The following is a 16,169-nucleotide window of genomic DNA, read 5'->3' as shown; positions in this document are numbered from 1 at the left end:
ATTTCCTATTGCTTTTTACAATTTATAGCTCTATCACTCCTAGAATCTGCGAAAACGTTTCGTAAACGCAGTAAATAACAGATTGTATAACAGCCGATAACAACAAAAAGAAGCCCCCGGGCTCCGGGGGCTTCTTTTTGTTGTTATTATTTGATTCTATACATCGAAGTACAGCGCGTATTCGTGCGGATGAACACGGATCGCAACCTCTTGAGCTTCGGAACGTTTCAGAGCGATGTAGTTATCGATGAAGTCTTTGGTGAATACGCCGCCTTCTGTAAGGAATTCGTAGTCAGCTTCCAGAGCGTCAAGCGCTTCGTTCAGGCTGCCTGGAACGCTGCGGATCTTCTCTTTGTCCGCATCGGACAATTCGTAGATGTTCTTGTCCAGCGGACCGTAACCCATTTCTTCAGGGTTGATCTTCTTCTTGATTCCGTCCAGACCTGCCATCAGCATTGCGGAGAATGCCAGGTAAGGGTTAGCAGTGGAGTCCGGTGTACGGAATTCGATACGACAGCCCTTAGGTGTTACAGCTGCTACCGGGATACGGACTGCAGCGGAACGGTTACCTTTGGAGTATACCAGGTTAACCGGTGCTTCATAACCAGGAACCAGACGTTTGAACGAGTTGGTGCTCGGGTTAGTCAGCGCGATCAGTGCCGGAGCGTGGTACAGGATACCGCCGATGTAGTTCAGTGCCATTTCACTCAGGTTGGCATAAGCGCCTTTTTCGTAGAACAATGGAGTTCCATCGTTAAAGATCGACTGGTGAACGTGCATGCCGCTTCCGTTATCACCGAACAGCGGTTTTGGCATGAATGTTGCAACTTTGCCGTACTGGCGTGCAGTGTTTTGCACGATATATTTGTAAGTAAGGAGATTGTCAGCTGTTTTCTTCAGCGTGTCAAAACGGAAGTTGATTTCCGCTTGTCCCGCAGTCGCCACTTCATGGTGGTGACGTTCGATTTCAAGTCCTGCTTCGGTAAGCAGACGGCACATTTCACTGCGGATGTCCTGTTGGGAATCCACTGGCGCTACCGGAACATATCCGCCTTTAACGCCGATTTTGAAACCAAGGTTGCCGCCTTCTTCCTTGCGGTTTGTGTTCCAGGCTGCTTCTTCGGAATCAACGGAGAACGAAGAGCTGTTCATGCCGCTTTCGTAACGCACATCGTCGAAGATGAAGAACTCGGACTCAGGTGCGAAGAATGCTGCTGTACCCACACCGCTTGACTGCAGGAATTCTTCGGCTTTAACAGCGATACCGCGAGGGTCGCGTTCATAACGTTCGCCATCAGGTGTGAAAATATCGCACATAATGTTAAGCGTCGGATGAGCTGTAAAAGGATCAATGTATGTAGTGCTTGGATCAGGCATCATAACCATGTCTGATTCTTCAATACCACGGAAACCTTTAATGGAAGAACCGTCAAAGGCAACACCATTTACAAATGTTTCTTCTTCAACTGCGGATGCTGGCAGCGAGATGTGGTGAGCACGTCCACCCAAATCTACAAACCGAAAATCCACCCACTCGATGTTGTTCTCCTTAATCGTCTGCAACACTTTTTCAACCGACATGATATTTCCTCCCCAAGTTCCGAACATTAGGCCTCTCACCGTATCAAATGTTCTTGTTTATATTTTTTTTGCTGTCGTCATTATAAATCTCATACCTAACATCGTCAATGCTTATGTCAGGTATTTTTGAAGACAATGTAAGATATTCTGACGCTTTAGTGAAAAATACAGTTGGAACAAGCCGTGCCGTTACATTCATTTTACAGTATACAAAAACAGCCCCCTTGCCTCGCCCGTAAGCGGGAAAAGAGGACTGCCGCGTACTTTAACAGCTGTCTTGCATTAGACCAGAGCCGCTGGCTCAAGAGCTTCCGAGAACTTGCGTCCCACAAGCGGGGCAAGCTTTTCCAGGTCTCTCAGCAGGCTGTCGAACTGCTCGGGGAACAGGGACTGCACCCCGTCACCGGTCATGGAGTTGTCGGGATCTGTATGCATTTCAATAATCAGCCCGTTTGCACCAGCTGCTACGGAAGCTTTGGCCATCGGCGCAACCAGCTCACGCCGCCCGGTGCCATGGCTCGGATCGGAAATCACAGGAAGATGACTCAGGTTCTGCAGAACCGGGATAGCTGACAGATCCAGTGTATTCCGGGTGTAAGTCTCGAATGTTCGGATTCCGCGCTCACAGAGCATGACGTCACGGTTGCCGCCGGCAAGGATGTACTCCGCCGCATTCAGAAGCTCATCGTAGGTCGCGCTGAAGCCGCGTTTGAGCAGCACCGGACGTCCGCAGGTGCCCAGCTTGCGCAGCAGGTCAAAGTTCTGCATGTTCCGGGTACCGACCTGCAGAATGTCCGCATGCTCGGCGCAAATATCCACATACTCCGGCGTCATCACTTCAGTAATGGTCAGCAGGCCGTGGCGTTTGCCGGCTTCAGCCATCATGGTGAGGCCTTCCACACCTACACCCTGGAAGCTGTAAGGACCGGTGCGCGGCTTGAACGCTCCCCCGCGCAGCACCTGGCCGCCGGAAGCCTTGACAAGACGGGCAATTTCATCAATCTGTTCAGGGGATTCAACAGCGCATGGACCGCCCATGATAACCAGATTTTCTCCGCCGATCTTCACGCCTTTGATATCGATAATCGTATCTTCAGGATGGAAGTCACGGCTGGCCAGCTTGTAGGACTTGGAAATTTTCACGACATTCTCTACGCCCTTCATCTGGCGCAGATGCTCGGCAAGCTTAGGTGTTACGCCGCCGATCAGACCGATAACCGTGTGGTCCGCTCCGCGTGACAGATGGACCTGCAGCCCTTCTTTTTCGATGACGGCAATGATATCATTGACCTGATCCTGCGGTGTTTGATTGGATGTAATAACGATCATATTAGAACTCCCCTTTTGGCTGTTATTATTCAACAATTTCATATAGGCAATAAACACTATCACACTACGACGCGTGTACGCTTTTAAGCACTAAAGCGATTTTACATCATATTTGGCTTACCGTCAACTTGATTCCGCTTTTCGCCATAAATATCCCAAAAAAAAAAGAGCACAAAAATCCCAATTCACGGGTTTTTGTGCTCTTCATAATTATCTATAAGTTCATTACTTTATACTGATTAAGTTGTGCTGGCAGTCTTGCTCTTGACCGGAGGCAGCAGCTTTGACATATTCACTGTACGTTTGATTTCCCATGTCTCCGGCAGTGCAGGATCATACTGCTCGAGGTAATTGATGACTTCCTTGGTGATCGGAGTAGGCGTTGAAGCACCTGAGGTGACGCCGACCTTGGCAACCCCCTTGAGCCACTCAATATTCAGCTCGGACACATCGGATATCCGGTGGGCAGGCACTCCGGCAATCTCCTCGGAAACCTGGGCCAGGCGGTTGGAGTTGTTGCTTCTCGGGTCGCCGACAACAATGACCAGGTCACACTGCCCGGCCTGTTCTGCCACAGCTTCCTGGCGCACCTGGGTAGCCATACAGATCTCATTGTGGACTTCGGCGCCCGGGAAGGATTCCAGCAGCTTCTTCATGATATGCTTGATATCCCACTGGCTCATCGTCGTCTGATTTGTAATGACAATACGCGAGGAGGGAATGGACAACCCTGCAATATCTTCTTCCTTCTCGATCAGATGGACATGTTCAGGCGCGATACCGACAGCACCTTCCGGCTCCGGATGCCCCTTCTTCCCGATATAAATGATCTCGTAGCCTTCTTCGACCTTCTCTTTGATCAGGTCATGGGTTTTGGTTACATCCGGACAGGTGGCATCAACAGTGGTCAGCCCTTTGGCACGGGCCAGTCTGCGCACCTCTGGCGATACACCGTGTGCAGTAAAAATAACGGTACCGCTGTCCACTTTGTCCAGAATATCCAGGCGGTTATGCCCGTCGAGCGTTATAATTCCATCGTCCTCAAAAGAATTCGTGACATGGCTGTTGTGCACAATCATGCCAAGTATATAAATCGGCCGGGGCAGGTCAAGATTTTGCGCGGCCTGCCGCGCCATTACCATGGCATCGACGACACCGTAGCAATAACCCCGGGGAGAAATTTTGATGACTTCCATGTATTTCACCGGCTTTCTGCTGTCAATGACGGCTGTTATAGGACCCGTCTAATTATACCCTATTCCAGCGGCGGAGCAAAGAGAAGCGGCAGCCAGATGACAAAAGTCGTCCCTTCCCCCTGGCGGGTAACCACCTCTACAGAGCCGCCGTGTTCATCAATAATCCATTTGGCGATGGACAGACCCAGCCCGATTCCTTCCGTAATTCCCCGTGACTCATCCGCCCGGTAGAAGCGTTCGAAGATATGCGGCACCTCGTCCTTGTCCATCCCGATCCCGGTATCCGTAATCCGTATGCCCACCTGGTTCTGATAAAAGACGCTATCCAGCGTAACTACACCGGAAGGGGTGTACTTAAAGGCATTATCAATAAAGATGAACAGCATCTGCTGCAGATAATCCTTGTTACCGACAACATACTTGCCGTTCAAATGCCCCATATTCCCGACAGACCATTCCGCCTGGCGCGGCAGGAAAGAGGCCCGGCGGGCTACCTCGGTCATCATCGGCTCCAGTGCTACAGGCTCCTTGTCAAAGGTCCGCCCGGTGTCCGCACGGGCGAGTGAGAGCATATCGCCGACAAGCCGGCTCATCCGCTTGGATTCATCGGCAATATCCTTCACCGACTCTACCGACAGCTGGCGGATCTCCGCCTCCGTCATCCGGCTTTCCCCCGGCTCCATTTCCCAGATTTTCTGCAGCAGATCGATGTTGCCGCGGATCGTCGTAAGCGGTGTACGCAGCTCGTGAGAGGCGTCGGACACAAAGCGGCGCTGGGTGGCATAGGATTCTTCAAGCTCTCTATAAGCCCCCTCCATCCGGCCAAGCATATTGTTGACGGTTTCAATGAGCCGGCCGATCTCATCCGGCGGACCGTTGTACTCGATCCGGGAGCTGAGGTCATTACCGGTCTGGATGCCGTTTGCCGCCTCAATAACCATGCCGATGGGACTCATTGACTTGCGGGCCAGGAACAGGCCGAAGGTGAAGGCAGCGATCAGCGTCGCAAAAGAGCCTACCAGCAGGATGTTCTGCAGCCGGTTCAGCATCGTAACCTGCTCCCCAGTATACACTGCTACCTGAAGCACAGCCGGCAAGTTTCCGTTAAGGGTCGTCACATCCACTGCCTGCTGATAGATCAGAAAGGGATTTCCGTTATAAGACGCCTGAAGAAATCCCTGCTGATTTTTGACGACATCCTTCGCCGGAACCTTAAACTCCAGCTGAATCTCTGTCATATTCGGGCTGGGGATCATTTGTTGGAGGTCGTAAATGTACAATTGGGCAAATAAGCTTTGGCCTGCAGGCCCCCGGAGGATCTGCTGCCATGTGCCGTCATAGTTCAACCCTGCTTTGGGTTCCACCTGCGATGCCTGCTTGATTAGCCGGTCCTTCAAATCACCATACGTATTATAATAGACAAAACCGTAAATTGCGGCTGATAAAGCCAGCAGCATAACGGCCAAAATCCCTGAATACCAGGCTGTCAGCCGCAATTTAATAGACATATTAATTGTCACCTCTTAAAATATAACCGGCTCCCCGGATGGTCTGAATCAACCGTTTGCCGCCATGCTCTTCCGTCTTCTGGCGCAGCATGGCAATATACACTTCCAGTACATTGGATTCGCCGCTGTAATCATACCCCCAAATTTTATCCATAATGAGATCGCGGGATAACACGCGCTTCGGGTTCTGCATGAACAGATGCAGCAGCTCGAACTCCTTCGCTGTGAGCTCCAGGCGTTTGCCGCCGCGGGTTACTTCACGGGAATCCACGTCAAGCGTCAGATCCTCATAAGTCACGGCCTGCTCAGAGCCTCCGCCCTGCTCGCTTTTGCGGCGGAGCAGCGCGCGAACCCGGGCCAGCAGCTCCTCCAGGGCAAAAGGCTTCACAAGATAATCGTCAGCCCCCAGATCAAGCCCTTTGACCCGGTGCTCAATTTCATCTTTGGCCGTCAGCATCAGCACGGGAACGTTGCTCCCACCCTCCCGCAGACGCCGGCACACTTCAAAACCGTCCACCTGCGGCATCATCACATCAAGAATTACCACATCGGGATCACTGGTCAGAATAGCCCGCAGGCCGTCCGCTCCGTTGACTGCAGTTTTTACATCATAGCCTTCAAAAGCAAGACCGCGGCGCAGCATGGAAATAATTTTTTCATCGTCATCAATAATCAGGATATTCGGTCGCATGTAGCAGCCCCCATTGTTCAAGTCGTATATATCTGTATTGTAGCACGAACATGCTGCTCAAATTAACCTCCGGCAGCAGCACAAACGGAAGGGTTGCCCCTTCCGTTTGTGCTTTTACCGTCCGGTGTGAGATTACTGTTCTTGAGTTTGTGTGGTATCAAAGTCATTTTTGTTGCCGATGGTCACCGGTAGCTCCAGCTTTTTACCGTCACGGACAACATTCAGTGTTACCTGGTCGCCAACCTTCAGAGTTTGGATATAGGTAATCAGATCCTGGCTGGTTGCATAGTTCGTACCGTTCACGCCCGTGATAATATCGTAAGGACGCAGGTCTGCTGTGTAGGCAGGCGATTTGAAGACAATCTCAGCTACTACAGAGCCTTCAGTAAGGTCAGTACCCATTTGTCTGGCTACTTCATCTGTAATGGTCATCAGCGATGCGCCGATAAACGGAACCGGCTCTTTCGGAATTTCCTGGTTGGCTTCCAGCTTATCAACGACCTCTTTGATCGTATTTACCGCAATGGCAAAGCCGATACCCTGGGCGTCAGCACTCACGGCTACGTTCATTCCGATAACCTGGCCGTTCATGTTGAGCAGCGGTCCGCCAGAGTTACCGGGATTGATCGATGCGTCAGTCTGCAGCAGGTTCTTATAGTTGCGGGTACCGCTGCCGTCTTCCTCATTGATATCAATGCTGCGGCCCTTCGCACTCAGTACCCCTGCAGTAACCGTATGGTCAAAGCCCTGCGGGTTGCCGATAGCTACGACTTCTGAACCGACCTTGATGCTGTCGGAATCGCCCAGCGCTACTGTCGGGAAGTCTGTTCCTTCAATCTTGAGCACAGCCAGATCCAGATCCTTGCTGGAGCCGAGCAGCTTTGCTTCATAAGGCTTGGTTGTACCGTCAACGGTTACCTGGATCACATCCGCACCGTCAATAACGTGCTGGTTGGTCAGAATATAACCCGAAGATTCATAGATAAAGCCTGTTCCGATTCCCGCAGGGATCAGCTGCGTGGAATTCGAATCTGAACCGGACTGGGAATCCTGCCCTGACCCGGAAGATCCGCTGCCCCCGAACTGGTCACCGAAGAAAAATTGCGAGAACGGATCACTCAGATTTGAGCGGGACGAACTGCGTCCTGAGCTTGCGTTCACCAGCGTTTCAATTTTGACAACAGCCGGTCCAACACCGTCTACAACACTGGATACATCACCTGATCCGGTCACAAGGGCTGTCGTTGTGGTTGAAGGCGTGATTGTCGCACTGCCGTTCGCTGTCTTGGCTGCCGGGCTCGTTACTGCGGCGATGGTCGCTTGGCCGCCAGTGAACCAGTTGCCGCGGTCTGCCATGAACATGGAGCCTGAGAGGACAACCATCCCTGCCAGAAAAGAGACCAATACGGCTTTTACCGGTTTTTTGGGCTTGCGGTTATACTGCCAGCCGTTGCCGCCGTCTGAACCGCTGCCGCCGCCCCGTCCGCCGTTGCCGTCATAACCGCCTGTGCGCGGGGAGGAGCTGTAGGGAAGCGGCTTAACCGGCTGCGGTGCAGTGATTTCTACCCGCTCTCCCTCCATCCGGTTGTAGCCTGGAGTCCCCTCCGTATTCATCTCGTCCTTATTCATAGATTTAAACGGTCCATAAGAATAATAGGTTGAAGCTCCCTGTTCATCAGAATTATTATTGCTGTAGTCGCTGCTTCTGTTGTACTCATTACTGCTGTCAGTGTTATTGTTGCTATCCCATTCCCGATCCCGAGCTGGCCCATTATCGCGATTGAAGTTGTTTTTGTTGTTGTCGTCCATGGTTTTCGTTCCTCCTGTTGCCTTGTCAGTCTGACAAGGAGTATTGTCGTACTTCTTGTTCTTATTTTGTACTTTAAACCTTAAGTCTACATTAAAAACAATTTAAACTGAGATAAAAGATAAACGGTACGGAAAGCGCTGTACGATCAGGCCTTGGGACAACAGAAATAAGCCCGTACGCGAAGCTTCGCGCCGGGCAGAATATAAGAGCAATATCAGATACTCAGGACTGGGGCTTAACCTTGGGCCCAGCCTTTGCGGTGCGCATAGATGGCCAGCTGCGTGCGGTCATCCAGCTCGCATTTCATCAGCAGATTGCTGACATGGGTCTTTACGGTCTTAATGCTGATATGCAGCTCCTCGCCGATGTCTTTGTTGGTTTTCCCTTCAGCTATAAGCAGAAGCACTTCTTTCTCACGTTCGGTGAGACCGGAAGAATCCCCCTGGACCGTCCGCTGCCGGATCCCCCGGGTCAGTGCCTGCGAGACATCTCCGGTCATTACCGGCATTCCGCGGAACGCACCCTGCAGTGCGTAGATTAACTCCTCGGCCGACACGGTTTTGAGCACATAGCTGACTGCTCCGGCTTCAATCGCATCTACGACAAGATCATCCTCCAGGAAGCTGGTGAGGATGACGATTTTGAGGCCGGGAAATTCAGCAAGCACTGCCCTGGTGGTCTCTGCACCGTTCATTACCGGCATCATCAGGTCCATCAGCACCAGATCAGGCAATCCCTCCTGCCCTCCTTCGCGCAGCATCGCCAGTGCTTCCTGCCCGTTGGCGGCTTCCCCTATAACCTCAAAGCTGGGGTCCAGCATAAGATAAGTTTTGAGCCCCATCCGGACCATATCATGATCGTCCACCAGCAGCACCTTTATGACACTCATCTTCTATTCCTCCTGTTCCTGATTGCCCTGAACAAACTTTGGTATATGTACGCGGATCGTTGTACCCGCTCCTCTGCGGCTGATAATTTCCACTTGTCCGCCAAGCTTTTCCGCGCGTTCACGCATCGTCGTAAGACCGTAAGAGCCCTGCTTATGCTGCACATGCTCGAACCCCTGGCCGTCATCGCTGATGCTCAGCACAACCTGTCTCGGCACCTCGCGCAGCGACAGGCTGACCACCCGCGCGCCTGCGTGTTTGACGATATTGGCCATCGCTTCCTGAATGATCAGGAACAGCTGATGCTCGATAGCCTCCGACAGCTCGCCCTGCAGCTCAAGCTCCTTTACGCCTTTAAGCCCGTTCTGGCGGCAGTAATCCGGAAACCATTTTTCCAGCGCCTCGAACAGATTGCGTCCCTCAAGCTCTACCGGACGCAGCTGGGCGATCAGCGCCCTCATCTGCTTCTGTGCCATCTGGGACATGGTGATCAACTGCTCCATCACCGCATGGCCCTGCTCCGCATTGCGTTCCAGCACCTTAGGCAGTGAAGAAGCGGACATATGAATCGCAAAAAGCTGCTGGCTCACCGTATCATGCAGATCCCGGGCCATCCGCCTCCGCTCTTCCAGTACTCCGCTCTCCGCTGCTTTTTCTTTGGCGATAACCTCCTGCTCCCCCATCCGCTGAAGCAATTGCATTTTGTTCTCGACGGCTTCCATCATCATGTTGAATTCATGGTACACCCGTGCAAAAGACTGGTCATCGGTCTCCGGCATGCGTACAGACAGATTGCCCTTGGCAACCTGCAGCATATTCAGATCCAGAAGATCAATCCGGCGCTGAATACGCTGGCCGGCGATATAGCCGATAATCACTGTGAACAGTACGATCCCGAGGCAGAGATACACCCACATGCGGTAATCCACCACCTCGATATAGCCAAGACATGTACCGGCATACATCAACCCTGCTGCCACACCTCCGCTTAGCAGAAAATACAGCAGCAGCATCCATTTGGTATTGCTGAAGATCGTCCCCATCCCTAGCCCACCGATTTAACTTTGATGTCACCGATAAAGGCGCTGACGTTAATCCGGATTTTTTTGCCGGCTTCCTTATAGTAAGGGGTCTTGCATTCCACGCTGCTCATGAACCCGCTGCGCGTCTGTTCCAGTACCTGCATATCCCCGATAAAGGAGCTGCTGTTCACACGGACCCCCAGGTCCATATCCTCAGGAATGTACACCTTAATATCGCCGACAAACGCAGAGATGTTGATTTTGGTCTCACCGTAAGGAATCTGCGCGTTCGTCAAGTCCAGCACAGTGTCGCCGATGACTTGGGAGATATTCGTGTTTTTAAGCTGGAAATGCTCCCGGCCCATGTGGACATCACCAATAAAAGCGGTACGGTTAGTCGTATCCTTATGATCTGCTGAATCGTGAAATTCCTGATGCCACTCGCCGTGTCTGCGGGCATAACGCTCCTGCTTCCGGCGTTCGTGACGCTCACGGTGATCATGCCGGCGTGATTCTTCAGCCGGTTCTTCTTCTTCATCAGATTGATCTTTATTCAGGTAATCGTTCCAGTCACGCTGACCGGCCGGCTTGCCGAATTTCTGTTCAAACTGTTCATCGAGTGTAGACTCCAGCGGTCCCGGCGGCTCCACATCGCTCTGACCTGATTTCGGCGGATAAAATCCCGGCGGTTCAGGCGGCGCAGGCGGTACCGGAGGCACGGGCGGCGTGTGGTCACGCGGCTTGAAGATTACATACAACCCTCCGCCGATCAGCATGACCGGTATAAGCAGCTTGAAGAAGTCTCCGGCCGAAACATCGAACCAGTCCAGGTTGCGTCCCAGAAAGTAAGCGCCAAGAGCCAGATAGAATAAGCCCCAGAAAACCGATGAACCGCCTGAACCCTTTTCATTGGTAGTCAGCAGATTCTGCACTCCCATGTAAATGAGCACAACCGGCCAATAATCAGAGATCAGCGAGCCGATGCTGAAATCGGTATATCCCAGCTGTCTCATCAGAAACAGGGCACCCAGTCCGATCAGGATCAGACCGCCGAGGACCTGGCTGGTGAACCTTCTTTTCATCCTTCATTTCCCCTTTAAATTGATGTAATTTCCGCTATGTTCATTCCTATGTCCTTAGTCTACAGGAAAGGGGGATTTCAAAACAGCGGCGCGGGAAGGAAACAGGCCTCGGTCTCCGGACTGAGGTGCAGGAATATATAGTTAATTTAAATGCCGGATATCCGGAGCCATAAAAAAAGACTGCCCCGAAGGACAGTCTCTGTAAAGCTTCATAGAAATGCCTGCGGCACCTGCAGCATTATTGTTGCGGTTTTTGCACCGGCTTGGCAATTGTATTGCTTTGCTTAGTCAGGCCGTTGTTCTCAACAGCAAACTCAGCATCGTATTTTTCGTTCGGAGTCTGGTAATTTTCTTGCACCTTTGGCTTTTGGCTCTTTGGCATTGAATTTCACCTCCCGTTTCTTTTCGTAAGAGACAAGTGACTTGCCCCTAACGTATTATGGGAAGCGAAGGACCGTATTATGCATGCCTATGTGAAAATAATTTCTTGACTCCGGCTGAACCGCGCAAGCTAAACAATCTCCTCCAGCAAATCCTGCGGAACTGATTTATAGGTCTGAATCGCTTTGCCGAGATTCTTCAGCATGCTCTCCGTGCATTTGCCGCTGCCTCTTTTGATAAGCTGGACTTCGACTGTTTTTTTGCCCCATTCCTTATAAACCTGCTTGGTGGTGGCAAAATACAGATCGATCTTCCGCCCCTTGATGGCCGATCCGGTATCTGCAACTATTGCGTAACCGTAACCTGGGACATACAGGATGCTGCCCAGCGGAAGCACCTTTGGATCTGCCGCGATCGTGGATACGGAATTTTTATCCCTGCGCACTTTGACGCCTGAATACGTGATTCCGTACTGCGGATGCTTCGGGGTCTTGCCTGTAGATTCAATTCCGGCTGTATAACCGGTTGCTGTAACTTTAAGCGTAGTGATGATCTGCTCCGGAGCTGGCGCGGCTACCGGTAAAGTGGCAGGCTGCTTGGCAGTGCCGGAATTGTTCCGTGCCTGCGGTGAGGCAGACGGCTGAGGCTGCTGCGCAGCAGCAGGAACGCTCGCTCTGGACGTACCGCCCTGCCGTGAGGATGCCCCTGTAGAGTAGCGCTCCTGGGAATACAGCATGGCCCGGCCGGTCGTACGTATTTCATCATTCACAATATTTAAATTTTTCGTATTCTCCGCATTTCCCGTTCCGAGAGCCTGCACAGACCTGCTTGCAAAATCCGGATAAATACCGGCCGCAGACAGAATCAGTACAACCGTTACAATTAAACACCAAAACCTCTGGCATAAGCCCATTTTGTTCATTAGTTAAACCTCCCCCTATTAGCGAAGGTTTCCCGTTTCACAAAATTTTATACATAAAGCTGAGGGAACAGCTTCATGAGGCATATGACAGAGGTTAAAGTTAACAGAATTTTACCGCCCTGGGGCGCTTTATCAACTAGATTGTGCGTTCAGCAATCTCTTGGCTGAGCAGTGCGATAGCTTCCTCCAGCGGTTTGACTCCAATATCGCCCTCGCCGCGTTTGCGGATGGATACAGAGCCGGCGTTCATCTCGTTCTCACCGACCACGAACATATAAGGAAGCTTCTCCAGCTGTGCTTCACGGATCTTGTAGCCCATTTTCTCATTGCGCAGGTCAACCTCGGCACGGACACCGCTCCGCAGCAGCCTGGATTCCACTTCCTTCGCATAATCGTCGAAGGCCGACGATACAGGAATGATTTTTACCTGCTGAGGGGACAGCCACAGCGGCAGGGAGCCAGCAAAGTTCTCCAGCAGGAACGCTACGAAACGCTCCATGGTTCCGAGAATACCGCGGTGCAATACAACCGGACGGTGCTTTTGGCCGTCATCGCCGACATATTCCAGCTCGAAACGCTCCGGCAGCAGGAAGTCGATCTGTACTGTGGACAGAGTTTCTTCCTTGCCCAGTGCCGTACGGATCTGCACATCCAGCTTAGGTCCGTAGAACGCAGCTTCGCCTTCCGCTTCAAAGAACGGCAGACCCGCCTCTTCCGCTACTTCACGCAGCATCCGCTGAGCAGTCTCCCACATTTCATCATTCTGGAAGTATTTCTCGGTGTCATTAGGATCACGGTAAGACAGGCGGAAGCGGTAATCGTGAATACCGAAATCGCTGTACACCTGCTTAATCAATTCCAGCACGCGTTTGAATTCGCTCTTGATCTGATCCAGACGGCAGAAAATATGAGAGTCATTCAGTGTCATGGAACGTACACGGTGCAGACCGGTCAACGCTCCGGACATTTCATAGCGGTGCATGGTGCCCAGCTCGGCAATCCGGATCGGCAGATCACGGTAGCTGTGCATGGAGCTCTTATAAATCATCATGTGATGCGGACAGTTCATCGGGCGGAGCACGAACTCTTCAGTGTCGATTGTCATTTTCGGGAACATATCCTCCTGATAGTGCTCCCAGTGTCCCGAGGTTTTGTACAGCTCTACGTTACCAAGCACCGGAGTGTATACATGCTGGTAGCCAAGGCTGGCTTCGAGATCCACAATATAACGTTCCAGAATGCTGCGCAGCTTCGCACCTTTGGGCAGCCAGATCGGCAGGCCTTGTCCTACCAGCTGGTTAAAGGTGAAGATTTCCAGCTCTTTGCCCAGCTTACGGTGGTCACGCTTCTTGGCCTCTTCCAACAGACGCAGATGCTCATCCAGCTGCGCCTTCTTGATCCAGGCAGTACCGTATACGCGCTGCAGCATTTTGTTCTTGCTGTCTCCGCGCCAGTAAGCGCCTGCCACGTTCATCAGCTTGAATATTTTGATCTTCGCTGTGGAAGGTACGTGCGGACCGCGGCAAAGGTCAAAGAACTCGCCCTGCTCATAGATGGTAATCACGCTCTCTTCAGGCAGCGCCTCAATCAGTTCTAGCTTGTAAGGGTCGCCCAGCTCACCAAAAATCTCAAGCGCTTCCTTGCGGCTGACCTCTTTACGCACAATCGGCAGGTTCTCGGATACAATGCGCTCCATTTCCTTTTCAATCTTCAGCAGATCCTCGGGATTCAGCGGATGTTCCAGATCCATGTCATAGTAAAAGCCGTCTTCGATGACCGGCCCGACACCCAGCTTGACCTCTTTGGCACCATACAAACGTTTTACGGCCTGGGCCATCAGGTGGGCAGTACTGTGGCGCATAACTTCAAGCCCTTCCGGCGAGTCAAGGGTCACAATTTCCACCAAAGCGCCTTCCTGCAGCGGTGTGGACAAATCCACCACGATTCCGTTCAGTTTGCCCGCAGCCGCATTCTTGCGCAATCCGCTGCTGATAGAAGCTGCCACTTCATCGATGCTGCTGCCGTCCGCGTATTCCCGGACCGATCCGTCCGGTAGCTTGATACTTACTGACATTGTTGTTCCTCCTAAAATTTTCGAGTTAGATATAGGCCTGCGGCCTCCGAATCACGGAACGGAATCCTCCACGTACACACAAAAAACACCCGTCCCGCATAGGGACGAGTGATTGCACCCGTGGTTCCACCCAAATTCGATTGCTCCCGGATTGCACCGCTGTCAATAAACGGCCAAGCAGAGATATAATCCTTCATCAGCATGAGTGTAACGGCCATGAACCGGCGGTTCTTACAGTTCCGGTATGCCTGGACACTTAAGGCCAGTCTTACGGAAGTTCATAACCGCAGCTATAAAGGGGTAGATCGGAAGCCGGATACCGGAGGAAATTGCAGCCATGTTCCCTCTCTCTGAAGCGGTCCTGACATGATCCATGTCTTTGTCAAAGCTTTTAACGTGAATTATGAGTAATTATAAATCCTGTCCTTAATCTACGTCAAGCCTGCCTTAACCCGGAACCGGGCATCCGCTCCCGGTGAACTTACTCTTCCCGGCGTTTTTTGTCAGGCAGGCGGCCTGCGCGCTTTAAAGATTCCCGCAGCAAGTACTCGATATGTCCGTTGACACTGCGGAACTCCTCTGCCGCCCAGCGTTCCAGCGCTTCGTGCAGGTCTGGATCGATCCGCAGCGGAAAGCTTTTTTTGGCCGCCATATGAAATCGCCCCTTTAGTATAACGAGCCGGTGTTAATAACCGGACTCGCTCCGCGTTCCGACACTATGGCCACCATCAGATTGTTGATCATTGCCGCCTTCCGTTCTTCGTCAAGCTCCACTACACCGCTCTCCCTGAGCTGGCGGATAGCCATATCCACCATGCCTACAGCACCTTCCACAATAATCTGACGCGCGGACAAAATGGCGGATGCCTGCTGACGCTGCAGCATCGTGCTGGCAATCTCGGTTGAATAAGCGAGGTGTGTAAGCCGCGCTTCCATAACTTCTACGCCGGAGATTGCCAGTCGTTCCTGAAGCTCAATCGTCAGCTCTTTGGCAATTTCATCTGCATTGGCCCGCAGCGACATGCCGGACTCCTTAAAATTGTCATACGGATATTTGCTCGCGACATGGCGCAGCGCCGTTTCACTCTGGATCTCCACAAAGGCCATATATTTGTCGACATCAAACAGCGCCTTGGCGGAATTGATCACCTTAAACACAATAACTGCAGCGATCTCAATCGGATTCCCTTCCACATCATTGACCTTCAGCTTGACACTGTTAAAGTTGCGGACACGTAACGACACCGTCTTGCGGATACTGAACGGAATGACCGCCCACAGCCCGCTGTTCACAATCGTACCGACATACTGGCCGAAAAATGTGACCACAACCGACTTGTTAGGCTGCACAACCGTAATACATGTGCACAGAATTGCAGCCACCGCGAACAGAATCAGGGGTACAGCCACATATTCCTGAACCGCCCCGTAAATTCCTCCCCCCAGACAAACCAAAATCAGTGCAATCACCCAAAAACCGCTGACCGGACGCAACACCTTTTCCTTCATAAAAGCACCCCCAAAATGAATTTTTCCAGAATCGCATTTGATATTTTATTGATATGATTATGATATCACTTTTGGATACTCCTGTAAATCCACAAATATCACTGCATTTCCCCCGGCAATCTCTTATACTACTAAACTGATTAAAGGATTAAGCAGTCCCAATACGATAAAGGGAAG

14 protein-coding genes are annotated in these 16,169 nt (G+C 51.8%); all 14 read right to left on the bottom strand.

What is annotated here, in order from left to right; genetic code table 11:
• Positions 1-156 precede the first annotated feature (156 nt).
• The 14 genes from glnA to C2I18_RS20980 all read right to left on the bottom strand — a co-directional run bounded on the left by glnA (position 157) and on the right by C2I18_RS20980 (position 15,992).
• Entirely contained in the window at positions 157-1,581 is a 1,425-nt protein-coding gene (glnA, locus tag C2I18_RS21045) for a type I glutamate--ammonia ligase (RefSeq protein ID WP_249897684.1), read from the bottom strand.
• Between the two features lie 282 nt (positions 1,582-1,863).
• Complete coding sequence (gene aroF, locus C2I18_RS21040; RefSeq protein ID WP_249897683.1) at positions 1,864-2,910, bottom strand: 3-deoxy-7-phosphoheptulonate synthase; 1,047 nt, start codon at positions 2,908-2,910, stop codon at positions 1,864-1,866.
• 239 nt (positions 2,911-3,149) lie between these two features.
• The gene (locus C2I18_RS21035; RefSeq protein ID WP_249897682.1) at positions 3,150-4,106 is read right to left on the bottom strand and encodes a 4-hydroxy-3-methylbut-2-enyl diphosphate reductase; all 957 of its coding nucleotides are present in this window, start codon (positions 4,104-4,106) and stop codon (positions 3,150-3,152) included.
• A 59-nt stretch (positions 4,107-4,165) separates the two neighbouring features.
• Positions 4,166-5,614 (bottom strand): sensor histidine kinase, encoded by a 1,449-nt coding sequence (locus C2I18_RS21030; RefSeq protein WP_249897681.1) that lies wholly within the window; start codon positions 5,612-5,614, stop codon positions 4,166-4,168.
• 1 nt (position 5,615) lies between these two features.
• Complete coding sequence (locus C2I18_RS21025; protein WP_249897680.1) at positions 5,616-6,305, bottom strand: response regulator transcription factor; 690 nt, start codon at positions 6,303-6,305, stop codon at positions 5,616-5,618.
• Between the two features lie 132 nt (positions 6,306-6,437).
• Entirely contained in the window at positions 6,438-8,114 is a 1,677-nt protein-coding gene (locus C2I18_RS21020; protein WP_249897679.1) for a S1C family serine protease, read from the bottom strand.
• Positions 8,115-8,350: 236 nt separating this feature from the next.
• Positions 8,351-9,004, bottom strand: a complete 654-nt coding sequence (locus C2I18_RS21015; protein WP_249897678.1) for a response regulator — start codon at positions 9,002-9,004, stop codon at positions 8,351-8,353.
• A 3-nt stretch (positions 9,005-9,007) separates the two neighbouring features.
• Positions 9,008-10,045: a sensor histidine kinase gene (locus tag C2I18_RS21010; protein WP_249897677.1), complete on the bottom strand. Its 1,038-nt coding sequence runs from the start codon at positions 10,043-10,045 to the stop codon at positions 9,008-9,010.
• A gap of 2 nt (positions 10,046-10,047) precedes the next feature.
• Positions 10,048-11,106 (bottom strand): cell wall-active antibiotics response protein LiaF, encoded by a 1,059-nt coding sequence (gene liaF / locus C2I18_RS21005; protein WP_249897676.1) that lies wholly within the window; start codon positions 11,104-11,106, stop codon positions 10,048-10,050.
• 238 nt (positions 11,107-11,344) lie between these two features.
• On the bottom strand, positions 11,345-11,488 hold the full coding sequence (locus C2I18_RS21000; RefSeq protein WP_249897675.1) for a hypothetical protein: 144 nt from the start codon (positions 11,486-11,488) through the stop codon (positions 11,345-11,347).
• Between the two features lie 129 nt (positions 11,489-11,617).
• Positions 11,618-12,409 carry a 3D domain-containing protein gene (locus C2I18_RS20995; protein WP_249897674.1) on the bottom strand — a complete coding sequence of 264 codons (792 nt, stop codon included), beginning with the start codon at positions 12,407-12,409 and terminating at the stop codon, positions 11,618-11,620.
• A gap of 136 nt (positions 12,410-12,545) precedes the next feature.
• Complete coding sequence (thrS, locus tag C2I18_RS20990; RefSeq protein WP_249897673.1) at positions 12,546-14,483, bottom strand: threonine--tRNA ligase; 1,938 nt, start codon at positions 14,481-14,483, stop codon at positions 12,546-12,548.
• A 481-nt stretch (positions 14,484-14,964) separates the two neighbouring features.
• Positions 14,965-15,135, bottom strand: a complete 171-nt coding sequence (locus tag C2I18_RS20985; RefSeq protein ID WP_249897672.1) for a type II toxin-antitoxin system antitoxin — start codon at positions 15,133-15,135, stop codon at positions 14,965-14,967.
• 14 nt (positions 15,136-15,149) lie between these two features.
• Positions 15,150-15,992 (bottom strand): SPFH domain-containing protein, encoded by an 843-nt coding sequence (locus tag C2I18_RS20980; protein WP_249897671.1) that lies wholly within the window; start codon positions 15,990-15,992, stop codon positions 15,150-15,152.
• Positions 15,993-16,169: the final 177 nt, after the last annotated feature.

Origin of the sequence: Paenibacillus sp. PK3_47 (genome assembly GCF_023520895.1) — a bacterium.
Classification (GTDB): domain Bacteria; phylum Bacillota; class Bacilli; order Paenibacillales; family Paenibacillaceae; genus Paenibacillus_AQ.
This window is presented reverse-complemented; position numbering and strand designations above follow the sequence as displayed.